Source organism: Hirschia baltica ATCC 49814 (assembly GCF_000023785.1).
In the GTDB taxonomy this organism is placed as follows: Bacteria; Pseudomonadota; Alphaproteobacteria; order Caulobacterales; family Hyphomonadaceae; genus Hirschia; species Hirschia baltica.
On sequence record NC_012982.1, the window covers coordinates 721,859 to 741,765 of the forward strand.

At 47.7% G+C, this 19,907-nt stretch carries 17 protein-coding genes and 2 pseudogenes; 6 read left to right on the forward strand and 13 right to left on the reverse strand.

Annotated elements, in window-relative coordinates:
- Positions 1-48 precede the first annotated feature (48 nt).
- The 3 genes from HBAL_RS03420 to HBAL_RS03430 are packed head-to-tail and all read left to right on the forward strand — an operon-like array spanning position 49 to position 2,409.
- A complete protein-coding gene (locus HBAL_RS03420; protein ID WP_015826526.1) occupies positions 49-804 on the forward strand; it encodes a multiubiquitin domain-containing protein in 756 nt (251 codons plus the stop codon).
- The gene (locus HBAL_RS03425; RefSeq protein WP_015826527.1) at positions 779-1,954 is read left to right on the forward strand and encodes a ThiF family adenylyltransferase; all 1,176 of its coding nucleotides are present in this window, start codon (positions 779-781) and stop codon (positions 1,952-1,954) included. The genes HBAL_RS03420 and HBAL_RS03425 overlap by 26 nt, the downstream gene beginning before the upstream one ends.
- Entirely contained in the window at positions 1,951-2,409 is a 459-nt protein-coding gene (locus HBAL_RS03430; protein WP_015826528.1) for a DUF6527 family protein, read from the forward strand. Before HBAL_RS03425 ends, HBAL_RS03430 begins: the two co-directional genes overlap by 4 nt.
- A 262-nt stretch (positions 2,410-2,671) precedes the next feature.
- On the opposite strand, the pseudogene HBAL_RS03435 reads toward HBAL_RS03430, so the two are convergent.
- The 6 genes and pseudogenes from HBAL_RS03435 to HBAL_RS03470 form a co-directional block, all read right to left on the reverse strand.
- Positions 2,672-3,925: pseudogene (locus tag HBAL_RS03435) on the reverse strand (tyrosine-type recombinase/integrase).
- Positions 3,926-4,297: 372 nt separating this feature from the next.
- Positions 4,298-6,238, reverse strand: a complete 1,941-nt coding sequence (locus HBAL_RS03440) for a relaxase/mobilization nuclease domain-containing protein (RefSeq protein ID WP_015826529.1) — start codon at positions 6,236-6,238, stop codon at positions 4,298-4,300.
- A gap of 237 nt (positions 6,239-6,475) precedes the next feature.
- Entirely contained in the window at positions 6,476-7,030 is a 555-nt protein-coding gene (locus HBAL_RS03445; RefSeq protein WP_049763120.1) for a S26 family signal peptidase, read from the reverse strand.
- Positions 6,967-7,194: a helix-turn-helix domain-containing protein gene (locus tag HBAL_RS16560; protein WP_015826531.1), complete on the reverse strand. Its 228-nt coding sequence runs from the start codon at positions 7,192-7,194 to the stop codon at positions 6,967-6,969. The genes HBAL_RS03445 and HBAL_RS16560 overlap by 64 nt, the downstream gene beginning before the upstream one ends.
- Positions 7,195-7,286: 92 nt before the next feature.
- Positions 7,287-8,090, reverse strand: a complete 804-nt coding sequence (locus HBAL_RS03455; protein WP_015826532.1) for a DUF2285 domain-containing protein — start codon at positions 8,088-8,090, stop codon at positions 7,287-7,289.
- Positions 8,091-9,921: 1,831 nt separating this feature from the next.
- Positions 9,922-10,323, reverse strand: a complete 402-nt coding sequence (locus HBAL_RS03470; protein WP_015826534.1) for a MerR family transcriptional regulator — start codon at positions 10,321-10,323, stop codon at positions 9,922-9,924.
- A 39-nt stretch (positions 10,324-10,362) separates the two neighbouring features.
- Here HBAL_RS03470 and HBAL_RS03475 point away from each other — a divergent pair, with 39 nt between their 5' ends.
- Positions 10,363-10,728, forward strand: coding sequence for a hypothetical protein (locus tag HBAL_RS03475; protein WP_015826535.1), 366 nt, complete (start codon positions 10,363-10,365; stop codon positions 10,726-10,728).
- The gene (locus HBAL_RS16985) at positions 10,710-10,940 is read left to right on the forward strand and encodes a GDCCVxC domain-containing (seleno)protein (RefSeq protein WP_015826536.1); all 231 of its coding nucleotides are present in this window, start codon (positions 10,710-10,712) and stop codon (positions 10,938-10,940) included. Before HBAL_RS03475 ends, HBAL_RS16985 begins: the two co-directional genes overlap by 19 nt.
- 308 nt (positions 10,941-11,248) lie before the next feature.
- On the opposite strand, the gene HBAL_RS03480 is transcribed toward HBAL_RS16985, so the two are convergent.
- Positions 11,249-11,695, reverse strand: coding sequence for a DUF4396 domain-containing protein (locus tag HBAL_RS03480; protein WP_015826537.1), 447 nt, complete (start codon positions 11,693-11,695; stop codon positions 11,249-11,251).
- 76 nt (positions 11,696-11,771) lie between these two features.
- Between HBAL_RS03480 and HBAL_RS03485 the strand changes: the two genes are divergently transcribed.
- Positions 11,772-12,158 carry a MerR family DNA-binding protein gene (locus tag HBAL_RS03485; protein ID WP_015826538.1) on the forward strand — a complete coding sequence of 129 codons (387 nt, stop codon included), beginning with the start codon at positions 11,772-11,774 and terminating at the stop codon, positions 12,156-12,158.
- A gap of 74 nt (positions 12,159-12,232) precedes the next feature.
- Here the strand turns inward: HBAL_RS03485 and HBAL_RS16875 are convergent, their stop codons facing one another.
- The 6 genes and pseudogenes from HBAL_RS16875 to HBAL_RS16570 all read right to left on the reverse strand — a co-directional run.
- Complete coding sequence (locus HBAL_RS16875; protein ID WP_015826539.1) at positions 12,233-12,691, reverse strand: copper-binding protein; 459 nt, start codon at positions 12,689-12,691, stop codon at positions 12,233-12,235.
- A gap of 4 nt (positions 12,692-12,695) precedes the next feature.
- Entirely contained in the window at positions 12,696-15,905 is a 3,210-nt protein-coding gene (locus HBAL_RS03495; protein ID WP_015826540.1) for an efflux RND transporter permease subunit, read from the reverse strand.
- 9 nt (positions 15,906-15,914) lie between these two features.
- On the reverse strand, positions 15,915-17,765 hold the full coding sequence (locus tag HBAL_RS03500; protein WP_015826541.1) for an efflux RND transporter periplasmic adaptor subunit: 1,851 nt from the start codon (positions 17,763-17,765) through the stop codon (positions 15,915-15,917).
- On the reverse strand, positions 17,762-19,000 hold the full coding sequence (locus HBAL_RS03505; RefSeq protein WP_015826542.1) for a TolC family protein: 1,239 nt from the start codon (positions 18,998-19,000) through the stop codon (positions 17,762-17,764). Before HBAL_RS03505 ends, HBAL_RS03500 begins: the two co-directional genes overlap by 4 nt.
- An 82-nt stretch (positions 19,001-19,082) precedes the next feature.
- Positions 19,083-19,559, reverse strand: a complete 477-nt coding sequence (locus HBAL_RS03510; RefSeq protein ID WP_149037353.1) for a hypothetical protein — start codon at positions 19,557-19,559, stop codon at positions 19,083-19,085.
- 36 nt (positions 19,560-19,595) lie between these two features.
- Positions 19,596-19,793 (reverse strand): annotated as a pseudogene (locus HBAL_RS16570) (metal-sensing transcriptional repressor); the annotation flags it as partial.
- Between the last annotated feature and the right edge of the window lie 114 nt (positions 19,794-19,907).

A 19,907-nucleotide genomic window follows, 5' to 3' on the forward strand; every position in this document is an offset into this window, starting at 1 on the left:
CCTTAGAAGCCGGGCATGAGACCGGCAAAAGCTAAGGACTAAATCACCATGACTCTCGACGATATTCCCGATTACGACGACCTTTCTGATGCTCTGCGCGAAGACCGCCCACTGCGTAGGGCGCGTGCTTACCGCATCCGGTTTGCACTGGACGACCTGAAGTTCCGTAAACTTGATGTTCTGGATCCGGTTCCGCTGGGTCGGCAGATCCTCGCTGCGGCGGGGTGCAATACGAACGACGATTTCAGCCTCTTTGCGATTCTCGCTTCAGGCGATTTCGAAGATGTTCGGCTCGACGAACCTTTCGACCTTCGGGCTCGGGGTGCTGAACGCTTTGTCGCGTTCCAAACCGATCGTGACTTCAAGCTGAGGCTGGACGATCGGCAGATCGAGTGGGGTAAGCCTGCCATTGGCGGGGCAGCTCTCTACAAGCTTGCCGACATTGATGACGACAAGGCCATTTTCTTTCAGGAACGCGGTGGCACAGATCAACTTGTAGAGCCTGATGACCTGATGGATTTGACTGACTCCGGAATCGAACGGTTCATCACGGCACCCCGGCCGAATGCAACGTGCACGATTGTTGTAAACTCTCGGCCTCGTGAGGTGGATGATCGTCACGTTACCTTTGAGGAAGTCGTGAAACTAGCATTCCCAGGTGCGCATGACACCAACGTTATCTTTTCGATGACATATCGCCATGCCGCTTCGAAGCCCCACGCCGGAGAACTTGCTGCCGGTGGTTCGGTCAAAATCAAGAAAGAGGGGACCGTATTTAATGTCACGCGCACTGTTCAGTCTTAATGATGACCTTAAACGCCTTCGTGATGAAGGTTATCTCGTTCAAATTGTGGGTGGCTTTCTCGTAATGCGTAACGTTCCGTATGTCGATAAGTGCCGTATGGTCCAAAGCGGCACACTGATCTCCAGCCTGACATTGGCTGGTGATCAAACTCGGCGTCCTGATACGCATGTCATTCATTTTGATGGTGAGTATCCGTGCACAGCTGACGGGAGGCCAATCGAACAGATCAGGCATCAGAGCCTGAATACTCATCTGGGGAATGGTCTGGCTGCTAAGCATTCATTCTCAAGCAAACCCGAGGGCGGGTATGTCGATTATTTTCACAAGATGGCGACATACGCGGCTATTCTCTCCGGTCCGGCTGAAGTTGTGGACGGCAATGCCACACCGAGAACGATGAAAGAGCCGGAGGCGGAAGAAGAAAGTGTCTTCAACTACACTGAAACCGCTTCTGACCGAGTTGGCATCGGCGCACTGACTGATCTTCTGAAATCTGATATCATCGCGATCATCGGCTTGGGAGGGACAGGCGGCTACATTTTGGACCTGATTGCCAAAACCCCTGTACCTGAGATTAGGTTGTTCGACGCTGATGAATTTCTTCAGCACAATTCGTTTCGTGCGCCTGGAGCTGCATCCATTGAAGAGTTGCGGGAAGTACCCAAGAAGGTGGATTACTTCAAGACGATTTACTCCAAGATGCACCGCGGAATCGTCGCCTGCGACGAGGGCATGAGTGCAGAAAATCTGGACAAGCTCGACGGCGTAACATTTGCCTTTCTGTCCATGGATGCTGGCGAAGAAAAGCGGCGCGTTGTCAAAAAATTGGAAGCTATAGGCGCATCATTCATCGATGTTGGCATGGGTCTTGAACTCGATGGAGGCTCACTTGGCGGCATTCTCCGTGTGACTACGAGCACGCCTGATATGCGGGGTCACATTCACAATGGCCGCGTGTCCTTTTTGGGCGGCGGGGAAAAGGATCTCTATTCTTCGAATATTCAAGTTGCTGACTTGAACGCGCTGAATGCGGTGCTTGCTGTCGTCAAGTGGAAGAAACTCCGCGGCTTCTATCGAGACTTGGAGCAGGAGCACCACTGCACATACACCACTGATGGCAACATGCTGCTAAATGGAGACACAAAATGATGCGGCATGATCGACTGGAACACGCCTTCGTTGAGCATATTCCCGAAACGGTCGAGGCAGGTATTCTGTACATCTCGATGAAGTACGGAACGGCCGCTCACAGCTGTTGCTGCGGTTGCGGAGAGGAGGTTGTCACGCCGTTCACGCCAACTGATTGGAAAATGATCTTCGACGGCGAAACGGTTTCGTTAAACCCCTCCGTTGGGAATTGGACATTAGACTGCAGGTCGCATTACGTGATCAAGCGAGGGCGCGTCATTAAAGCTGGACCGTGGACGGATGAGCAGGTGGCGGCTGAACGATTGCGCGATCAGAAGGCAAAGTCCCGATACTACGGGACAAGAGCAACAGAAGCGTTGACCAGTTCTGCTACTGAAAACCCGGTCTCTGACACTGTGCGTGACGGGTTGATCAGTCGACTTTGGAAACGCGTTCTTCGGAATTTTGGAGAATAACTGGGATAATCCGTCCAAATTCCGAGAGCAAAGGACATGACCTATGCGGTTGCGCGGAAAAGTAAGTTGAGATCGCAGCGAGCCCCCGCAACCTCTCAAATTTCGATGAATGGTCAGTGCGTGCGCCGAAAGCTGTCCACTTATGTGCTACTAACGGTCATATTTAACAGGTAATGCGCAATTAGCCGTCAAATATGACGGTTAGGACACCATTGTCGTATTCGAAACGCGCGTTCAATTCTTGGGATGAACATGGTGTACCCTATCCCGTTGGCCTCGTTTCAATGAGCATTTGCTCAATCGCGCTCTGCCGGGATTGTCGATCCAACGTATAAGTGTTTCGCCTGAACTCGGCGCCTTCCAGTAGGGCCTTCACATAACCAGCGACCGCATCTGCGGCCATGATCAACGTAGTCATCGTAATTTCCGTTAAGTCAAGATCGTTCGCCATGCTGGCGAGGCTGTGTCGTAATACGTGAGGCGTCACATCCCAGAGAGGCGTATTCTTGAAGAATTTCTTCCAGCTTTGAGGGAAAATACCAACTGCATTGTCGATGTCCTGGCCGGGAAAGACATAGGTTCCCGTTCGGTGCGGTCGTTCTTTCTCCAGATACTCCACGACCGGCAATCCGACAGGACGAACTGTGGTGCCTTCCTTGCTGTCGGCCAAACGTAAGCAGCTCCCTTCGATATCGACAGCGCTCCACTTGAGGTTGAAGGTTTCACCGCGCCGACAGCCTGTCAGCGCGATAAGCCTGAGTATGTCCGCGTGTATCCGGAGTTGGTTGCTTTTGCATCCTTGCCGATGAATGTCGCCCCGCGTCCGATACTCGGATTCACTGAGCCGCCGGTCCCGAAACCTTGTACTTTGGCTTACGAAGTCCGTGTGTTGGGTTGTGTTCGATAATGCCAACCTCGACGGCATAGGAGAAGACGGCCTCATCGTTCGGATCGCTGTTCCGGGACCGCCGCGGACGATTGTCTTGCCGCGGAGCTTTTCGGTTTTCACTGTGACGCGCGTTTTGTCAGCGATGATGTCCTTCATCAGATTATTCGTGTCCGGCTTGGTGATGTCTCGCACGCGCCAGGTCCCGATAAGGAGACCGATGTGCCGCCGGAGACGGGCCTCATCGGTCGCAATGGTGGTTTCTTTTTTGGGGTGGCCGCCTTTGCCGAGAATGTGTCCCGCTTCCATATCTGAGATGTACTGCTCGCAAAGCTTCTTGATGGTGAGCGCTCTGCGCTCTTCTTCACGTTCTTTCGCTGGATCACCGCCATGTGCAGCCCGCCCAAGTAGGGCCTTCGCTTCGCGCCGCGCGGTTTCCGGCGTTCATAGACCATGAAGGCCGATCGTTTAGCGGCGGGATCGCCCGCGTGACCGGTACTGGACGATGTAGCTGCGCTTGCCAGAGGGATAGACGCGCAGGCCGAAGCCTGAGTATTCGTCGTCCCAGACGACATGGCCTTTGCGCTGCGGCGCGACCGCTTCCACAAATCGTTTGGTGAGTTTCGCCATGCTCCTGTTCCTTGCCGAGCTCGGATTTTACGCAAGCACCACGCAAGCACGCGGACGGAAACGAAGGCGTATTCTCGGATAGAGGTTTCGGAGAGGCGATCAAAAAAGTATATAGATTACAGTATGATATCGTGCTCTGGCGTACTCTGTCGTGCACTTCGGATAGGTCCTTAAACCAGCTCCGAGGGCAGAGGTCAGAATACAAAATTTCTAACAACTCCTAGGTACAAATTTGTTCGGTCGTGAATGTCCATTATTTGGCTCAATTTTGCCTGATGGCTATAGTTGTTCATGAGGCAATTTAGGGCCACTTCCTGTCCCAAGAACAGCTAATCTAACATCTTGTCACGAAGTAATCTGTTAGAACCAATTTTAGCGAGAAATACCTTTCTGTCTGCCGATTTTCCAATCAATACTTGGACCTCTACGAGTTAAAGAAATGTCGCGTCCTAGGCTATTTCCCATATCTGATCTAAGCGGAACGAATGTAAAACTATTGTCCCTTCCGATAAGCGCTAGTTTTCCTTGGTGTGCATCGACTATGCGTTCTAACTTTCCATTAAACGATTTAGTTTGTTCAATCGATACAAAAGTGCGGGCTGAATTTAGCGTTTCCATGTTCGCCAAGGATGAAATCTCTTTGGCTTTGAGATTTGTTCGGGCTTGATGTGAAAGCGAGTTTTGTTCAGCTTGCATCAAGCCTTGTTCTTTAAGCCATAATCGCCGTGCTAAAATAGCCTGCTTGGCTTGACCTCCAAACCCAGTATTCGCACACTGCCTTGGATCTATCTCATCAATCCATGTGAGAGCTTGGACCTGAACAAGTTTATCTACTTTAAAATGAGACTTTGTTTCTATTTTGAGAGCTTCAAGGCTCGCTGTTTCATATGCTTGAACTTTAGCCAGATAGTCTTGGCCAACTTTCCAGCTTCCATCTTTATTGCGTGATACAATTTTATGCCTTCGAAGGGCCTCTAGACGCCGTTTAAGAGCTTGCCTGTATTGCGGTGATGATGCGGGATCATTAACCGCATGGATGCTGTCTGACCAAAGTCCATTATTGAGAGAAGCAATTCTAGCGATCGTCTGATCAGATGATTTAGTTTTCCCGTCTTGATGGGAAACAGACACGGTGTGTCCTTTGGTTGGCAATTTATCCTTGCTTGTACTGCCAATATCTACTGACCATGTTTGCCCGTCGATACCTTCGATAAGAAGAGCGTGTGTGTCTTTAAGCTCATCTAAGGGGATGGAGCCCAATACTCTTCCAACTAGGCCATGAGAAGGGGGCTTAGCGCGATCATATATCTTGAACTTGTTTGAAATATCCAAGTTTTTGTATTTGTCATTGATCGATCTTATGAGGTCACCGCGTCGTCCCATTTGTTTTAATGTATCTTGCCAGCCTATCTTAAAGGTCCACTTGTCTTTTTGCTGGTGAGCTAGCCCTAGGTTTTGAAGATGAGTGAGACGCTTGCGTAAAAATGATTGTTTGAAGCGTTCGCCTTCTGAAATTGCTTTTGTAGGTAGGACATCTTGATCTGACGCTAGATTGTCTAAGTCACGATCTAACCGCGTGAGCCTGTCAGAGTTTATATCCTTTGTTTGAGAACGCAGGATTTCTATGTCGCGTCGTAGTCCTAAACTATCTGTTAGCTGGCTTGAAAGGCGTGTGCGCATGCCTGTCATTAAATAACGACGATCAATAGCAAGCGGATCGCCCAATTCATCAACGCCGCGTATGATTACATGCGAGTGAGGCTGGCCAGTATCAAAATGATCAACTGCTATCCAATCTAGCTTTGTCTTTAAATCCTTTTCCATGCCTGACATAAAGCCTCTGATCTCGACCTTCAGATCTGGAATTTGCGTTGCATCTTCAGCAGAGACAATGAGACGAAACTGACGTTTGTCTTCTGCACTTCGTTCCTTAAAATCTTTTGTATAGATTTGATCGTGATCACGGTCATAACTTTGACCTTTATTGCCATCTCGGTCCACGCCGTCTCGTTCTATGTAGGAGATATGTTCTCCAAAGGCCTTTGCACCTCCAACATAGCCAGCTCGCGCAATATGAACCTTAACAACAGCGCGTCGCATGCGAGAAAATGGGTAGGACGTATGTCTCACGGATGAAACAGCTGAAGCGGTTGCTCCGCGAACAAAAGAGGCTCTAACACGTCCTTTGGGGCCAGAGGTTTGAGCAAGCTTTGCAGCACGTTTTGCTATCTGTTTTGAAAAACGTTTGCTGCCTGCTTGGCCACCATCTTTGATATGGCCAAGGCGCGGCGTGAAAGGTTTTTCACTGCTCACGGTGCACCTTTGGCTGGGTGCCAGCTAAATAGTATAAAATACAATCGCTTAGATTAGATGTTGGCACCCGATACATAGATGTGAGGGTAAAGTGGGAGCCTAAAAAGTGATGTGCAGACAATAGGTTAGGGCAGTGAAGGTGCCTGCCTCTGAATCTTGCCCTGTCGGAATCATAAGAATCCTTTTCCCACTGTCTCTCTTTCTCTCTACAAAGCTCATTTTCAAATTGGAACTGATTCATGGTGTATATGTCCATATGGGAATGAGCTTTCCTTCAATGTCTTGCTGGTTGGTCAAACCAAAATAGCGGCCATCCAAAGAATGGGGGTGGGGATTAAGAAGGAATCTCTCGTCATTGCCGAGCTTGAAACACCCCTCCCATTTGGGAAGGTCTTGGGGGTAGGATAGGGTGATCGCAATATGGCTATTATTGATGATGATTTGCTCATCAACCCTACAAATAACGTCATCTTGCGTCGCTGAAACAAGCTTTAAAAGTGGCCATTTAGGACCTGTATAGCCATGGTTTTGAGCCCATATAGCCTCATCCGATTTAGCTGATATGAGTGCCAAATCTCCGACAACAGGTGCCTGTTTTGTGAGCCAATAGAGACCTAAAGGTGCACTCTGTGTTCGGTTCCAAATCAAGCGAGATTGAATTGGAATAGTGGAAATTACAGTCATGAAAACGCCAACTATTCCAATGAAAAGGTATTGCGATTTGAACATTAGTTTATTTGATTTGGACGAAAAGGTTGGGCTGTATTTTCCCACTGGCGGTCCGATGACCATCGGTCTAATTCGTCTTTGGTATAGAGAACACGGCCTCCATGTTTACGGTAACGAGGGCCGCCTCCAGCCCAACGATAATTATCCAATGTTTGGCGCTTAAGGCCCAGATAATTTGCTGCTTGAACGACACTGAAAAAGGGACTCGAAGTGAGGGGGCTTTGCATAATGTTTCTCCATTTTTAAGGTTCAAAGAGAGAATGCAAAACAATAAGATATCTGCAGAGAGTCGTTTTTTCTTTAGTGCTAAGCGACTCCCTTAAAGCAATTGGATGTAATTGTATTTCATCAAATCGCGTCCTTTACTTATCAATCTACGTGCGCGAGATTTTAAAGAATATATGCTGTTATCCCAGTCAAATTTCGTTTGCTTCTTTCCGAACAAGGCGCTTGAAATTTCTCGTTGTGTAGCCTTGTTCAGCGATCCATCGAGTGCAATCAAAGCCTGTATCAGCGTATTAGGAAAGTAACCTCGCTGATATTTATGCGCGATATCATGGCCTTGGCAGTGCGTTGAAAACTCTTTGAGATAATTGATATTTTCCTGTTTTAGGTGTTTTTCTCCCATCTTAAGTGCCAGATATTTGGTGTCCAAAACAGAAGTTGAATCTGCTTCTATTGCGATTTGAGTTGAATAGGAATTTGTATTCACACTAAGTTTTGTCCGTCTTAAGGGTGAAAAGAGGATTTGCTTGTCTCCTGGAATGTCGTGCCAATGTAGGACAGAACCTTTGTGTTTTGGATTATTTAATAATTCTACCGAAGCATCAAAGTTAAACTGCATTATTTCTGGCAACCAAAAAGGCATTGTTTGGAGGGCTGAAAGTTTGGGGTTGGGAAGAAAATGTAGCCCAAAGCTTTCTGCAGTTTTGCAAGGGGCAGGTAGACTAAATATACCGATTCCTTCAGAATTTAACTTGTAATTAGGACGCACAGAATTGCCAGCTGTATAAGCTTTTATAAGTTCGGGGTCTCGTCGTTTAAATTCCCAGGCCCAACCTGAATAAGGTAAATTGAGTAAATCATTATACTTAGATTTGTCTAATTGCCATACAGATTTCATTGCATCCATTTCCCCCAAATGGAATGTTTCATTTTGATGTTTGATTGTGAAACAACAAAAATAACTATTTGGGGTTGTGCAATATTGGTGCCGAAATAGACTCTAAAACGTTGCCACCACCTTCTGAAAAAATTATGAAATGTGCACTTAAGATAAGGTGGCTTGTGCCAAAAATTTATTTATTATAACTCAATATAGATTAAGTTTTAGCGTTATAAGGGGGAAGATAAATGAGCCTATATAAAGGTTTATCATCGGAAGTTTTGACGATTGGCTAATTGTTAAAAATCGGTGATTTTCTTCCAGCAAGCGTACTGAGTTGCCCAGAGTTTCCTAGACACACTATTGCTATAAAATGTGTTGGTTTTCATAGTTCATAGGTGCCAACATTTTGTTTTGGGTATGTTCTTTAAATTTAGTTTAGCGAGTTTCACCACGTTCCAATAGATATTTGTAAGTCAGTAATTGCTTTTGTATTTCGGACAATAATTTCGCGGCAAAAGCTTCTTCTGTCGAAGCTTCATTTATTAGCCCTATAATACCTCGTCCAATCGAATTTAGTAGAACGGTATTTTGTTTTGAAATTTGATTATGTAGGTTCAAAAATTTCGCTTGAAATTCTGCTCTCGTTTGCGATGGATTTTGCTTTGTATCTTTGAGCAATAGCGAGTGCTTCACTCGGAGAAAGAGGCTGGTATAACTGTGGTGAAGTCATAGAGATGTCCGCCCGACGTATGAAAAGACAAGTATAATACATGTCATCAAAACTCAATTTCGTTAATTTTACGCTTAATTATATTCATCATTCAAAAGTTTGGCGATCGTATGTTTAGAGTCAATTCCTGTCATATTGATGATGTGGGCAGGTACAGTTAGCACTTGTCATCTGGCGAAACGCTGAGTCACCCCTAGCTGGAACAATTAGGCAGTCTGCTAGGAATCAGTAGTCTAACCGGATCATCAATGAAGTCCTCCAATCTTACAACTTAAACCATTGTCACCATCTTGGCGAGCAAACGCATTAATGGATTGTATAAATTTGTTAACCATCTTCAGTCTATGGTAGAAAGCTTCAGGGTTGGAAAGTATCGGTTGATGAAATGAGAGAAACGTGTGTAGCACCGAATGGTACAGTTTATGAGAAATTTGTTGTGCCCAAACGTGATTCTAAAAAATCATCGGTCTTAATATTCTCTTCAAGCATAGAAATGATCCGTATGCTAAGGGATATGCTTAGGACAAGTGATATTCAGTATGTCGTAGTGTCATCAAATGTAGAAGAATTAAAGGTAAAGTGCTTTGCGTACCGTTTTGGAACTATTATTATCAATGATGGCGTAGGAATAGACGCAACGGACATCATAACTTATATATGTGATTACAAAACAAGCGCAGATCCGTTCGTTCAAGTACTCTTTGCTTCTTCTCATTGCTCTGAAACACTCATGAAAAAGGTCGTTAGAACCGGGTATGATGGTATATTGAGCGTGCCTTTTTCTAAGACTCGGTTATAGAAAACAATAGAAAATCTAAGTCTATCAGAGCGGGTATATGTTCGAGTCGGATCATATTTCGGTCCGGACCGACGTCAAGGACTTCAAGAAAATCGAAAGAAGCCAGAAGAGAGGAGAGCGCCAAACTTACCAGTAGGCAATTCTACTCAAATTTCTAATTTTGGTTGAATAGGGAATATCCGTAAAATGCTTCTAGGGTTATTTTAAGTTGAAGTCAGACAGGCTGTTTGGGGCTATTTTTACCCGTTCGTAAGCAGGCAGTGTTTCGCCAATAACTGTCATTGAGCAAAAAACATTTTGGGGACTACTTTTACAGTTCAAGGCTCTCGAATTGTCAGCGCATCGATAATCGGACAGTCAGGTACATTATCGCCAGTGCAGTTGGCCGAAATTGCAGTCAGCGTCTGTTGCAATCGTTTCAGGTCAGCAATTTTTGTTCGAACCTCCTTGAGATGATCCGAAGTGATTGCATGTACTTCGCCACATGATGGAGGGGCATCAGTCAATCCTAAAAGAGACCGAACTGCGTCTAAAGAAAAGCCAAGGTCTCTGCTTCGTTTAATGAAACTCAGCCTAGCTTTATGATTGGAGTTGTAAACGCGTTGACCTCCAGAGGTACGCGGAGGATTGGGCATTATCCCGATTTTCTCGTAATATCGGATCGTATCAACCTTCACACCTGTTGCTATGCTCAATCGCCCAATTGTGATGTCAGACATGCTTGCACCTGTAGTTACTCTAGGTTTTATAGTACTCATATGTCTGATGAAATAGAAACAAAAACTGGCAATAAAAAGAAAAGTGGATGGTTCGCGAGTGGTGGCGTTCTTACCAGTTTCTTTGCCTTTCTCGGCGCGTCTTGCTGTGTGCTACCATTTATACTGGTAAATCTTGGAATAAGCACGACCATTGTCGGAAAACTTGGCTTCTTTGTCCGCTATCAATCCATATTTCAGTGGTTGACATTAGGCTTGCTGGGCGCAGCGACCTTCTTTGCTTTTCGATATGGTCGACCACGGATGCGCGTTATAATTTTGCTTGTCATAGGCTTTATTTTTGCGGGCATGGCGTATCTCCTTCCATCTTATGAGAAAGAAATATTGGAATGGCTGAATTTGAGATAACTGGAGATTTTATCTCCCACTCGACCCTAACCTGTCCTAAGTGTGGTTTCCAATCAAAGGATAAGATGCCTACGAATGCCTGTCAGTTCTTCTATGACTGCAAAGGATGTGGCGCATTACTCAAGCCTAATCATGGGGATTGCTGCGTATATTGTTCGTTTGGAGATGTGGCCTGTCCGCCTATACAAGTCGGCGATCATTGTTGTGACTAATGTTTCACAAGAATTACTTTCTAAGTCTCTGGCTTGATATCAACGACCGTTTTGGGGTTTGAAACGGCCAGTTTTCTAAGCCATTCATCAGTAAATAAAGGGCCAACTACTGCCCCATAATTCAGATAAAAATATAACACTTTTGAGCGCGGGTTCTTTGAACTGGCGCTCTTTTTGCATCTCACTGAATTGATAATAGTGTTATCTCGTTCTCAATTTGGAGTAATTGTTATCAGGCTTGAAATCTCCAAAAGCGGACATTCCTCTTCGATTAATTGGATGTCAGATGATCATCCTTTTCCTTCCATTCAATGACATGCCTTCTTTAGCGCAACTAATCTCCAATAATTGTAAGGTAGAGGCGCTAAGAAACCGGCTAACAGCATAAGTGGAATGACATACCAGGTCAGCTTGGCTCCGCCTGTGACCCAGACGTCTACTAAATTCATCGAAGCTTCCATTGCGATCATAGAAATAAAAGACATGCCAATGGCTGTCTTAAAAGCAAGTCTGAAGGCCATCTGACGTGATAAAATTATGGTTTCTAGAATGATTGAGGTGAGCAATCCATTTATAATGGCTAAGGTCATAATAGACCAAACTGGCCAAGGGATATCCATAAACTGAAAGAATGCGATCGTTCCAAAATCACCTATGGAACACCCCACCAAACACCACAGTGTATTTGTTGAAGCTTTCTTCCAACTTTTCCACACCAACCAGTTTAAATGTAGCCCATTGTTAAGTGATATCATGACTGTCTCGCTGACTTGTTCTAATTGTTGTCAGGACATGCTAATGTTTCCAGTAACTGGAAGGTCAACGTATAATATGAATATCAGTAAAGTTGCTAAAATCTCTCAATTGCCTACGAAAACCGTACGCTATTATTCTGAAATTGGCCTAGTGGAAGCAAACGGACGAACCGGGGCAGGGTATAGAGATTATAGCGAGCAAGATGCCCGTAAGCTCTGCTTTATTCGTAGAGCACGTGAATTTGGTTTTACTATAGATGAATGCCGGTCATTACTAAGCCTGTATGAAGACAGAGATCGCAGCAGTTCTGAGGTCAAAGCGTTGGCTCAAATCCGTCTTGATGAGATCGAACAAAAACAAATAGAATTGCAATCCCTGCATGGTGCGATTTCTCATCTGATTAAAAACTGTAGTGGAGATCATCGTCCAGACTGTCCGATTATCGATTATCTGGAACAATGATCTCCGCAAAAGAGTTTTGAACAAGGCCTCCCATACAGGCGGCCTTTTCCTTTGCCACCCTGTGGGTACTGATGTTACTCGTGACCGGAATGGTCCATCATGCTGGCGAGACAATCATCACCAGCTACGTCGGTTTCACAGATTTTGGTGATCCGATAAGAGCCGTCTCGGCCTTTCTTGACCATAAAGCTGACTGTGTCGCCATCCTCAATACCAGTAAGGTCAACATCGCCCGCAATGTCAAAGCCCATGGTCATCGCACCCATTCCAATGGCATCAATAGGCCCATGATCGATCGTCAAAAAGTCACCTTGGGGGCCAAGTGATTCAACTACGCCAGTAGCGTGACCGATATCACGTGATTCCATGACGTGATCGGAATGAGAATGATCCATCACCTTGCCATTGGCCATCTCCATCGGCATCTCGGTTTGAGTAGATGTGTTTGAAGTCGGTGTGTCATTCGCGGTCTGCCCGCAAGCGGGTAGGATCAAAATTCCTGCGCTGAAAGCAATTACAGTGTAGAGTTTCATAAGCTTAGTCTCCTTCAGATAAAACAGTAGTAGCGCGCGTTTCTTTTGGAGCCTTTCCGGCGCTTGTGGAAAGGTTACGTCCGACCCAAATATAATAGACTGCAGGGATAACAATCAGGGTCAGCAAAAGAGTTGAGGTCATGCCGCCAAGCATGGGTAAAGCGATACGTCGCATCACGTCAGATCCCAAACCATCGGTAACGAAGATGGGTGCAAGTCCGGCAAAAATAGTAGTCACAGTCATAAGTTTTGGCCGCACGCGCATGGCAGCGCCTGCGCTGACCGCATCGAATAGCTCAGCCCTGTTCTTCGGCTGCGTTTCACGCACCTGAGCATCAATGTATAGGAGCATGACCACAGCTGTTTCGACGGCAATGCCGCCAAGCGCTATGAAGCCAACAGCGACGGCGACCGATAGATTATAGCCAGCTAGCCAAACTGCCCAAAGCCCTCCAATTAGACCAAAAGGGAGTGACAACATGATGATAGCGGTTCGATCAAGCCGTCCAAAATGCAACATGAGCAGAAGAAAAATGAGTGCGATTGCGGCCGGAATCGCTATACGAAGCCGTTCCCCGGCCTGTTGCATCTGTTCATATTGTCCAGAAAACGCCACAGCATAACCTGAGGGAAGGTCGACATTCTCTGCGACAGTTCGTTGCGCTTCTGCGACATATCCTCCGATATCGCGGCCCACAATATCGACAAACACCCAGCCTGTCAGACGAGCATTCTCAGAGCGGATCATGGGAGGTCCCTCTGTAAAGCTAATGTTTGCAAGCTCGCCGAGTGGGATGTGGGCTCCAGCAGGAGTTGGTACAAGGATGTCTTCTAGGTCTTCGCTGGTTTCGCGGAACGGGCGATCATATCGGAGCATAATGTCATACCGTTCACGTCCCTCGACACTTTCGGCAAGGCGCATGCCACCAAGAGCCGTTTGTACAACAGACTGGAAAACGCCCATATCGATATTGCGCCTCGCAAGTTCACCGCGATCTGGCATGATTTCGAGATACTTGCCTCCAAGAACGCGATCAGCGAAAGCAGAACGAGTACCCGAAACGTCGGCAATAACCGTTTCAATATCACGCGCGATCCGCTCGATTTCAACGAGATTATCACCAGTCACTTTCACACCAATGGGGGTCCGCACACCGGTCGAGACCATGTCCATACGGATTTTGATCGGATACCCCCAAGAATTCACCAAACCAGGCATTTGAAGTTTTGAGTTTAGCTCTTCATTGATCAGATCGGCAGTCATGCCAGAACGCCATTGATCTTTGGGCTTAAGCTTGACCCAGGTCTCAATCATTGTCAGCGGTGCAGGGTCGGTGGCTGTGTCGGCTCGGCCCGCTTTGCCGAAAACACGTTCCACTTCCGGCACGGTCATCATTATTCTGTTCGTCTGTCCGAGAATTTCGCGCATTTTGGTAGAAGAGACACCTGGCAGCGTGGTTGGCATGTATAACAATTCGCCCTCATAAAGGGCTGGCATAAATTCTGAGCCGAGCCGTTGGATAGGGACGATGACACTTGCGGTGAGGGTGATTGCTAATGCGACCGTAATCCATTTGAAACGAAGCGCGGCGTGAATAATCGGTTTGTATATCCAAACAAAAAAGGCGTTGACCGGGTTCTCCTGTTCACGCCGCATTCGCCCGCGCATGAGATAAAGCATCAGAATAGGAACCAATGTAACCGACAAGATAGCAGCGAACGCCATTGCATAGGTCTTGGTGAAGGCAAGTGGTGAAAATAGCCGGAAACTCTCACCTGATAGTGCGAAGACCGGCAGGAACGAGACCGTTATGATTAAGAGAGAGAAAAAGATCCCTGGGCCGACCTCCTGAGCTGCTGCGATCACTGTTTGTCGATGTAGTTTGGCACTTGGCTTTTCATCGAGTTCCGAAAGTTTACGACTCGCATTTTCAACCAGAACAATAGAAGCATCCACCATTGCACCGATCGCAATTGCAATGCCACCAAGGGACATGATGTTTGCGGTTACGCCCTGGAAGGACATGATCAGGAATGCACCAAGGACACCCAATGGTAAGGTGATGATCGCTACAAATGACGATCGTACATGCAGAAGAAATATGAAGATAACGAGGGCTACGGCAATCCCTTCTTCGATTAACTTGTGTTCAAGATACTTTACTGCGCCTTCAATTAATGGCGCTCGATCATATACTGTGACAATCTCTACCCCGACCGGGAGGCCACGCTGAAGGTCTGCAAGCTTGGCTTTTACCCGCTCGATAACCTGCAACGCATTTTCGCCGTCTCTCATGATGACGATACCGGCAACAGTTTCGCCTTCTCCGTTTAGTTCGACAATCCCACGCCTAAGTGCCGGTCCTGCAATTATGCGTGCAATGTCAGATAGCAGAACGGGCGTTCCATCGCGTGCATAAATGACGACATTATCTAGGTCATCCTTGCTATCGACATAACCCGATGAACGAATGATAAACTCGTTTTCGCCTTGTTCCAACACCCGCCCGCCAACTTCACTAGAAGCAACTTTAACGGCCTCGCTTATACGACGGAGTGGCACATTATAAGCACGCAATCGGTTAGGGTCGATCAGGACCTGATACTCCCGTACAAACCCGCCAACTGAGGCAACTTCGGATACACCTTCAACCCCTGCCAGCTCAAGTTTTAGGAACCAGTCCTGCAAGGATCTCAACTGCGCCAGATCGGTGCCGCCGGTCTTGTCGATTAGAGCGTATTGATAGACCCAGCCAACCCCTGTGGCGTCCGGACCAATTTGCGGCACAGCGCCTGGTGGAAGCTCTGATCCCAGTCGCGAAAGTGCTTCGACTACTCTAGAACGAGCCCAATAGAGATCCACATCATCTTCGAAAATAACGTACACAAAGCTGGTACCAAACATAGATGCACCGCGCACATCTTTTGTTTTAGGAAGACCTAGCATGTTGGTCGAGAGCGGGTAGGTAACCAAGTCTTCAACGATTTGCGGGCTTTGGCCTGGAAAGTCTGTTCGGATAATGACTTGGGTATCGGTCAAATCAGGGACCGCGTCGAGTGGTGTATTATCTAGCGCGAACCAGCCCGAGATGGCCAATGCCGCTGCGAGTGTAAGTACGATCAATTGATTTGAAATCGACCAAGAAATGAGCTTCGCGATTCCAGACTTGGACGGATCACGGCCTGCTAGGTCTTCATTGTAAGGGTCTGACATAATATACTCCTACTGATGACCAGAATGCGGATCGATAGCGCCGCGCTCATTGTCGGACGCCTCAACGCCCGCCATTGGGTCGGGCCAATCAACGGTCTCAGCAGCGCCGTTTCCGTAAGGATTGCGGGCCGCTCCACCTTCCTGCACCCAGAGGCGATCTGTGTCAGTCTCGCGGTAAAGCACTAGGCCAGCCGTTTGATAGTGGACGGGCGCGCCCTCCAGCAACCACGGTTCAAGCGCCGTCATCAAGTCTGACAGCGTTGCGGCCAGCGCTTCGCCTTCACGCGCAGCTTTCGCGGCCCGCAGAGCTGTTTCTGCCGACTCCAGAATATCAGCCAGCTTGGTGTCAGCAAATCGTGTGCGCAACGTTTCACCCAGCCTCAAGGCTGGGTCCACGAAGTAGGGATCGATCTTATAGCGATCGGTCAGCGCTTCATGAAAATAGAGCGCCATGTCAGTAAAGTGATCGATCTCTGCGAGTGTCGTGGTGTCCACTGGAAGTTGTGATAGTGGCGTTTCTGGTCCGGCAGCAAATGCGGGCGGGGCTTGAAGTTTGGAAAACCCTTCGCGTAAATTAACTTCGCTATCCAGCATAAACTGTCCGCTAGCGACGACTTGTTCCCCAGAAACCAATCCTGAAAGAATTTCAGTCAATCCGTTTGCTGAGATACCAATGCGCACAGCACGTCCGGCAAACCTACCTTCACCAAGTGCCATAATGACATGCGCTCCTCGGCTATCACGCAAGATCGCTTCGGTCGGCACTGCAAGTCGGGGAGTGTCTCCGCCTAGATCGAAACGGATGTCAGCGTAAGCTCCAGGGCGAAGATAGCCTTTCGAATTATCGATCTCTATACGAACATCACCCGTTCGTGTTTTTGAGTTAATGGTAGGGTAGATATAGTCTACCCGCCCGGTTGCTGAAGCATCAGGCGCGCTTAGAAAGTCAAGCAAAACAGGCATACCAGTATCAATAAGAGCAAGGTCCTGCTCGGGAATGGACGCAATGATCCAAACATCTGCATAGGACTGCAGCTTTAGAATTGGCGTTCCAGGTTTAATATAATCACCTTCGCGTACCTGAAGTTTGTCGACAGTACCTCCAGCCTCGGCATAAACAGGTACACGCTCAAGCACTTCGCGCGTTTCGGAAATACGGTTGATGATAACGTTCTGCATACCGATGGAACGCAGGCGCTGGCGGACAGCAGCTATTCGGTTTTCGTTTCCTATTGCGAGAGACGCAATATAGTCTTTTTGGGCTGCAATCAATTCTGGGCTGTAAACACGATAGAGCAGGGCACCAGGTCGAACCGTATCACCTTCAGCCCGAACAGTGAGATTTTCAATCCACCCTTCAAGACGAGACGCTGATACTGCTTCTAGCCGTTCATCTGCTTCTACTGTCCCAAAGGCACGCACGGATTGTCCGAATGACGTTGTTTCAGCAACGGCCAGCCGAACACCCATTGTCTGAATCATTTCTGGAGCAACGATCACTGTCGATGATGTTGAAGCCTTGGCGTAGACGGGTATGTAGTCCATTCCCATCGAATCCTTTTTCGGTACTGATGACGTATCAGGCTGTCCCATCGGATGCTTGTAGTAGAGGATCTCTCGTTCTCCAGAACTCGAAGACCCAGAAGTTGGAACAAGGTCCATACCGCAAATTGGACATGAGCCGTCCGAGTCAGTTGAAATGTAGTGGGGATGCATGGGACAGGTATATTGTTGCACCTGTCCGGGCGTATTTTCTTTTTGCGTTATTGCGGTTTGGCTATTAGGAAGTGCCTGCTCGACACTACAGGCGGAGAGCAGGAAACTGAGCGCAGAAGCGCTGTATTGAAGTGTTTGTTTCATTGGGACACCAAAAGAGCATTCATCCGCGCAATCGCAATGTCACGGCGGGATTGTTCAAGCGCGATCTGTGCGCGAAAGGCGATGGAGGCGATTTCTCCATCTATAATTGGAGAGTAGTCACCAACACCTGACTCATATGTTGTTAATTGCGCGGCGACCTGATCAGCGATCGCGTCAATCTTCTGTTGAAAAACTGCAATATTCTCTTCAGCCGCTCTACGCTTTGCATTGTATGTTGCATATTGAACTGAGGCGGTTCTCGTGGCGGCTAAATACCGCGCACGAGCCGCCTCTCGGTCGGCTTGAGCTGCGCGAAGTGCTGGAGCCTGCCGGCTGTCTGCCCAAAGAGGTATTGTGAATGTTACTGCTCCGGATACCCAATCATCGCCTGCAAAGGTCGACCCGGGTGCGCCATTGCCTTCATCGCGCTGCTGATAAGTTAGCTGTGCACCCCAATTGGGCCTGAAGTCAGCTTTCGCTTTATCTACGCCTGCATCCGCTACGTCAATTGCCTTTTCTGAGACCCGAACTAGATGGAAGGCTTGAGCATCTCCCTTCCAGTCTAAAGCTGAGATTACAGGCGCGGCAGTCTCTGGAACTAATCCAACAAGGTTAATCAATTGAGCTTCTACTTGACTCAATTGCCCTTGGAGTTCAGCCAGCACTATGGCGACTTCAGCTCGCTCAATATCAATTTCAGCTAACCGAAAGACTACTGGTCGTCCTGCATCAATTTCTGTTTGAACGATGTCTTCGAGTTCAGTGTATTTTGCTTCTCGTTCTTCTGCCAGCATACGCTGGGTTTCAATCCGTCGTTTTTCAATTAGTGCAATCTGCAATGCTGCGCGCAATTCAGCGAATCTCATATCTATCGCTGCATCGTTCTGCACAGTGCGTTGTTGAACTTCTTCGGATCTAGCTTCTCGACCAGCTTTATTAGGAAATTGCTGGCGAACGCTTATCGCCTTATTTGTCGGCAAGAACGTATCAAAAGACGGATCAAAGACTGGGAAATTATTAACCCCAAACGAGATCACCGGGTCCGGTAATCCTGTCGCTGCTTGCGCGCGTTCACGCAGAGCATCTGAGTCATAACGCATAGCGTTCAAAGTAGGGTGCTCAAGGAGCCGCGCTTCAAGTGCATCCATATTTTGAGCGATGGCTGCAGGACCAAGTGTCGACAGCAGGAGAGCTGCCAATACGGGGCGAAGGGGTTTATTGGGTAGTGTATACATCCTGATCTCCAATTAGAGGAGGTGAGTGAACAACAAAATAAGCCCCCGGTCAGCGACCGGCGGCAAGGCGTGTTCACATCAATCAGATCAGGAGAAATTGCTTGAGTTCAACAAGTGTTAGGTTGGCAATATGGTCTAATGCGGGCGGTCCTGTTGTCAGAACGAGCCGCGGCGCATCAAAGCCCGAAAAACGGGTCGTGAGCGTGGTCACCAGGTCAGCGCTCTGAGCCGCGCTAAAAGGTGCGGGCTGAAGCGCGTCATCAGTACTCGCAAGCGTGGTTTCGCAATCAAAACATCCCGCACAATCAGGGGCCGAAGGAGCGGCAGGCGTTTGGTCGACCTGCATTGCAGCCATAGTATCATGGCAGGTATCAGTGTCGGACATCGCCGCGCTGTCGTGATTAACGCCGATTTCTAAATGCGCGGCGTCATCATGGCCTGTCAAACAGCAGGCCATTGCCGGAGCACTTATCATTGCGATCATCGCAAAAATAGTTAAAAGGCGGGCAATCGAAATCATGGCTTCACCTATATCCGAATTGTCTAAAGAAATAAACACCACATACGGGCATGTGATCCGACAGCGCAGCTATTTTTAACGTCCGGCCAGCACGGCGACCAGTTCTTCGACCTTTTCTAACCTTGCTTTCAGGCTATTACCTTTCAATGAGCTCTCGATGAGGTTTTGCAAGTGATCATCCAGCATCACCGTTTTAGGGCTGACCAGCGCGACTTTGATCGCCTGAACCTGACGGACAATGTCGACGCAATAGCGTTCTTCATTGACTATTTGAGCGACGCTGCGATTCCCGCCATGACTCTAATCTCGAGTCTGATATAGCTTTTTCTTGAGGGTACGATGCGTGACCAGCGTAAACAGGTAATGGATTGGATCGAAAACAAGGAC

Coding starts and splice junctions, on each gene's coding strand:
- HBAL_RS03420 (WP_015826526.1), top strand. CDS start 49: ATGACTCTCGACGATATTCCCGATTACGACGACCTTTCTGATGCTCTG.
- HBAL_RS03425 (WP_015826527.1), top strand. CDS start 779: ATGTCACGCGCACTGTTCAGTCTTAATGATGACCTTAAACGCCTTCGT.
- HBAL_RS03430 (WP_015826528.1), top strand. CDS start 1,951: ATGATGCGGCATGATCGACTGGAACACGCCTTCGTTGAGCATATTCCC.
- HBAL_RS03445 (WP_049763120.1), bottom strand. CDS start 7,030: ATGGTCATCGGACCGCCAGTGGGAAAATACAGCCCAACCTTTTCGTCC.
- HBAL_RS16560 (WP_015826531.1), bottom strand. CDS start 7,194: ATGCAAAGCCCCCTCACTTCGAGTCCCTTTTTCAGTGTCGTTCAAGCA.
- HBAL_RS03455 (WP_015826532.1), bottom strand. CDS start 8,090: ATGAAATCTGTATGGCAATTAGACAAATCTAAGTATAATGATTTACTC.
- HBAL_RS03470 (WP_015826534.1), bottom strand. CDS start 10,323: ATGTCTGACATCACAATTGGGCGATTGAGCATAGCAACAGGTGTGAAG.
- HBAL_RS03475 (WP_015826535.1), top strand. CDS start 10,363: ATGTCTGATGAAATAGAAACAAAAACTGGCAATAAAAAGAAAAGTGGA.
- HBAL_RS16985 (WP_015826536.1), top strand. CDS start 10,710: ATGGCTGAATTTGAGATAACTGGAGATTTTATCTCCCACTCGACCCTA.
- HBAL_RS03480 (WP_015826537.1), bottom strand. CDS start 11,695: ATGATATCACTTAACAATGGGCTACATTTAAACTGGTTGGTGTGGAAA.
- HBAL_RS03485 (WP_015826538.1), top strand. CDS start 11,772: ATGAATATCAGTAAAGTTGCTAAAATCTCTCAATTGCCTACGAAAACC.
- HBAL_RS16875 (WP_015826539.1), bottom strand. CDS start 12,691: ATGAAACTCTACACTGTAATTGCTTTCAGCGCAGGAATTTTGATCCTA.
- HBAL_RS03495 (WP_015826540.1), bottom strand. CDS start 15,905: ATGTCAGACCCTTACAATGAAGACCTAGCAGGCCGTGATCCGTCCAAG.
- HBAL_RS03500 (WP_015826541.1), bottom strand. CDS start 17,765: ATGAAACAAACACTTCAATACAGCGCTTCTGCGCTCAGTTTCCTGCTC.
- HBAL_RS03505 (WP_015826542.1), bottom strand. CDS start 19,000: ATGTATACACTACCCAATAAACCCCTTCGCCCCGTATTGGCAGCTCTC.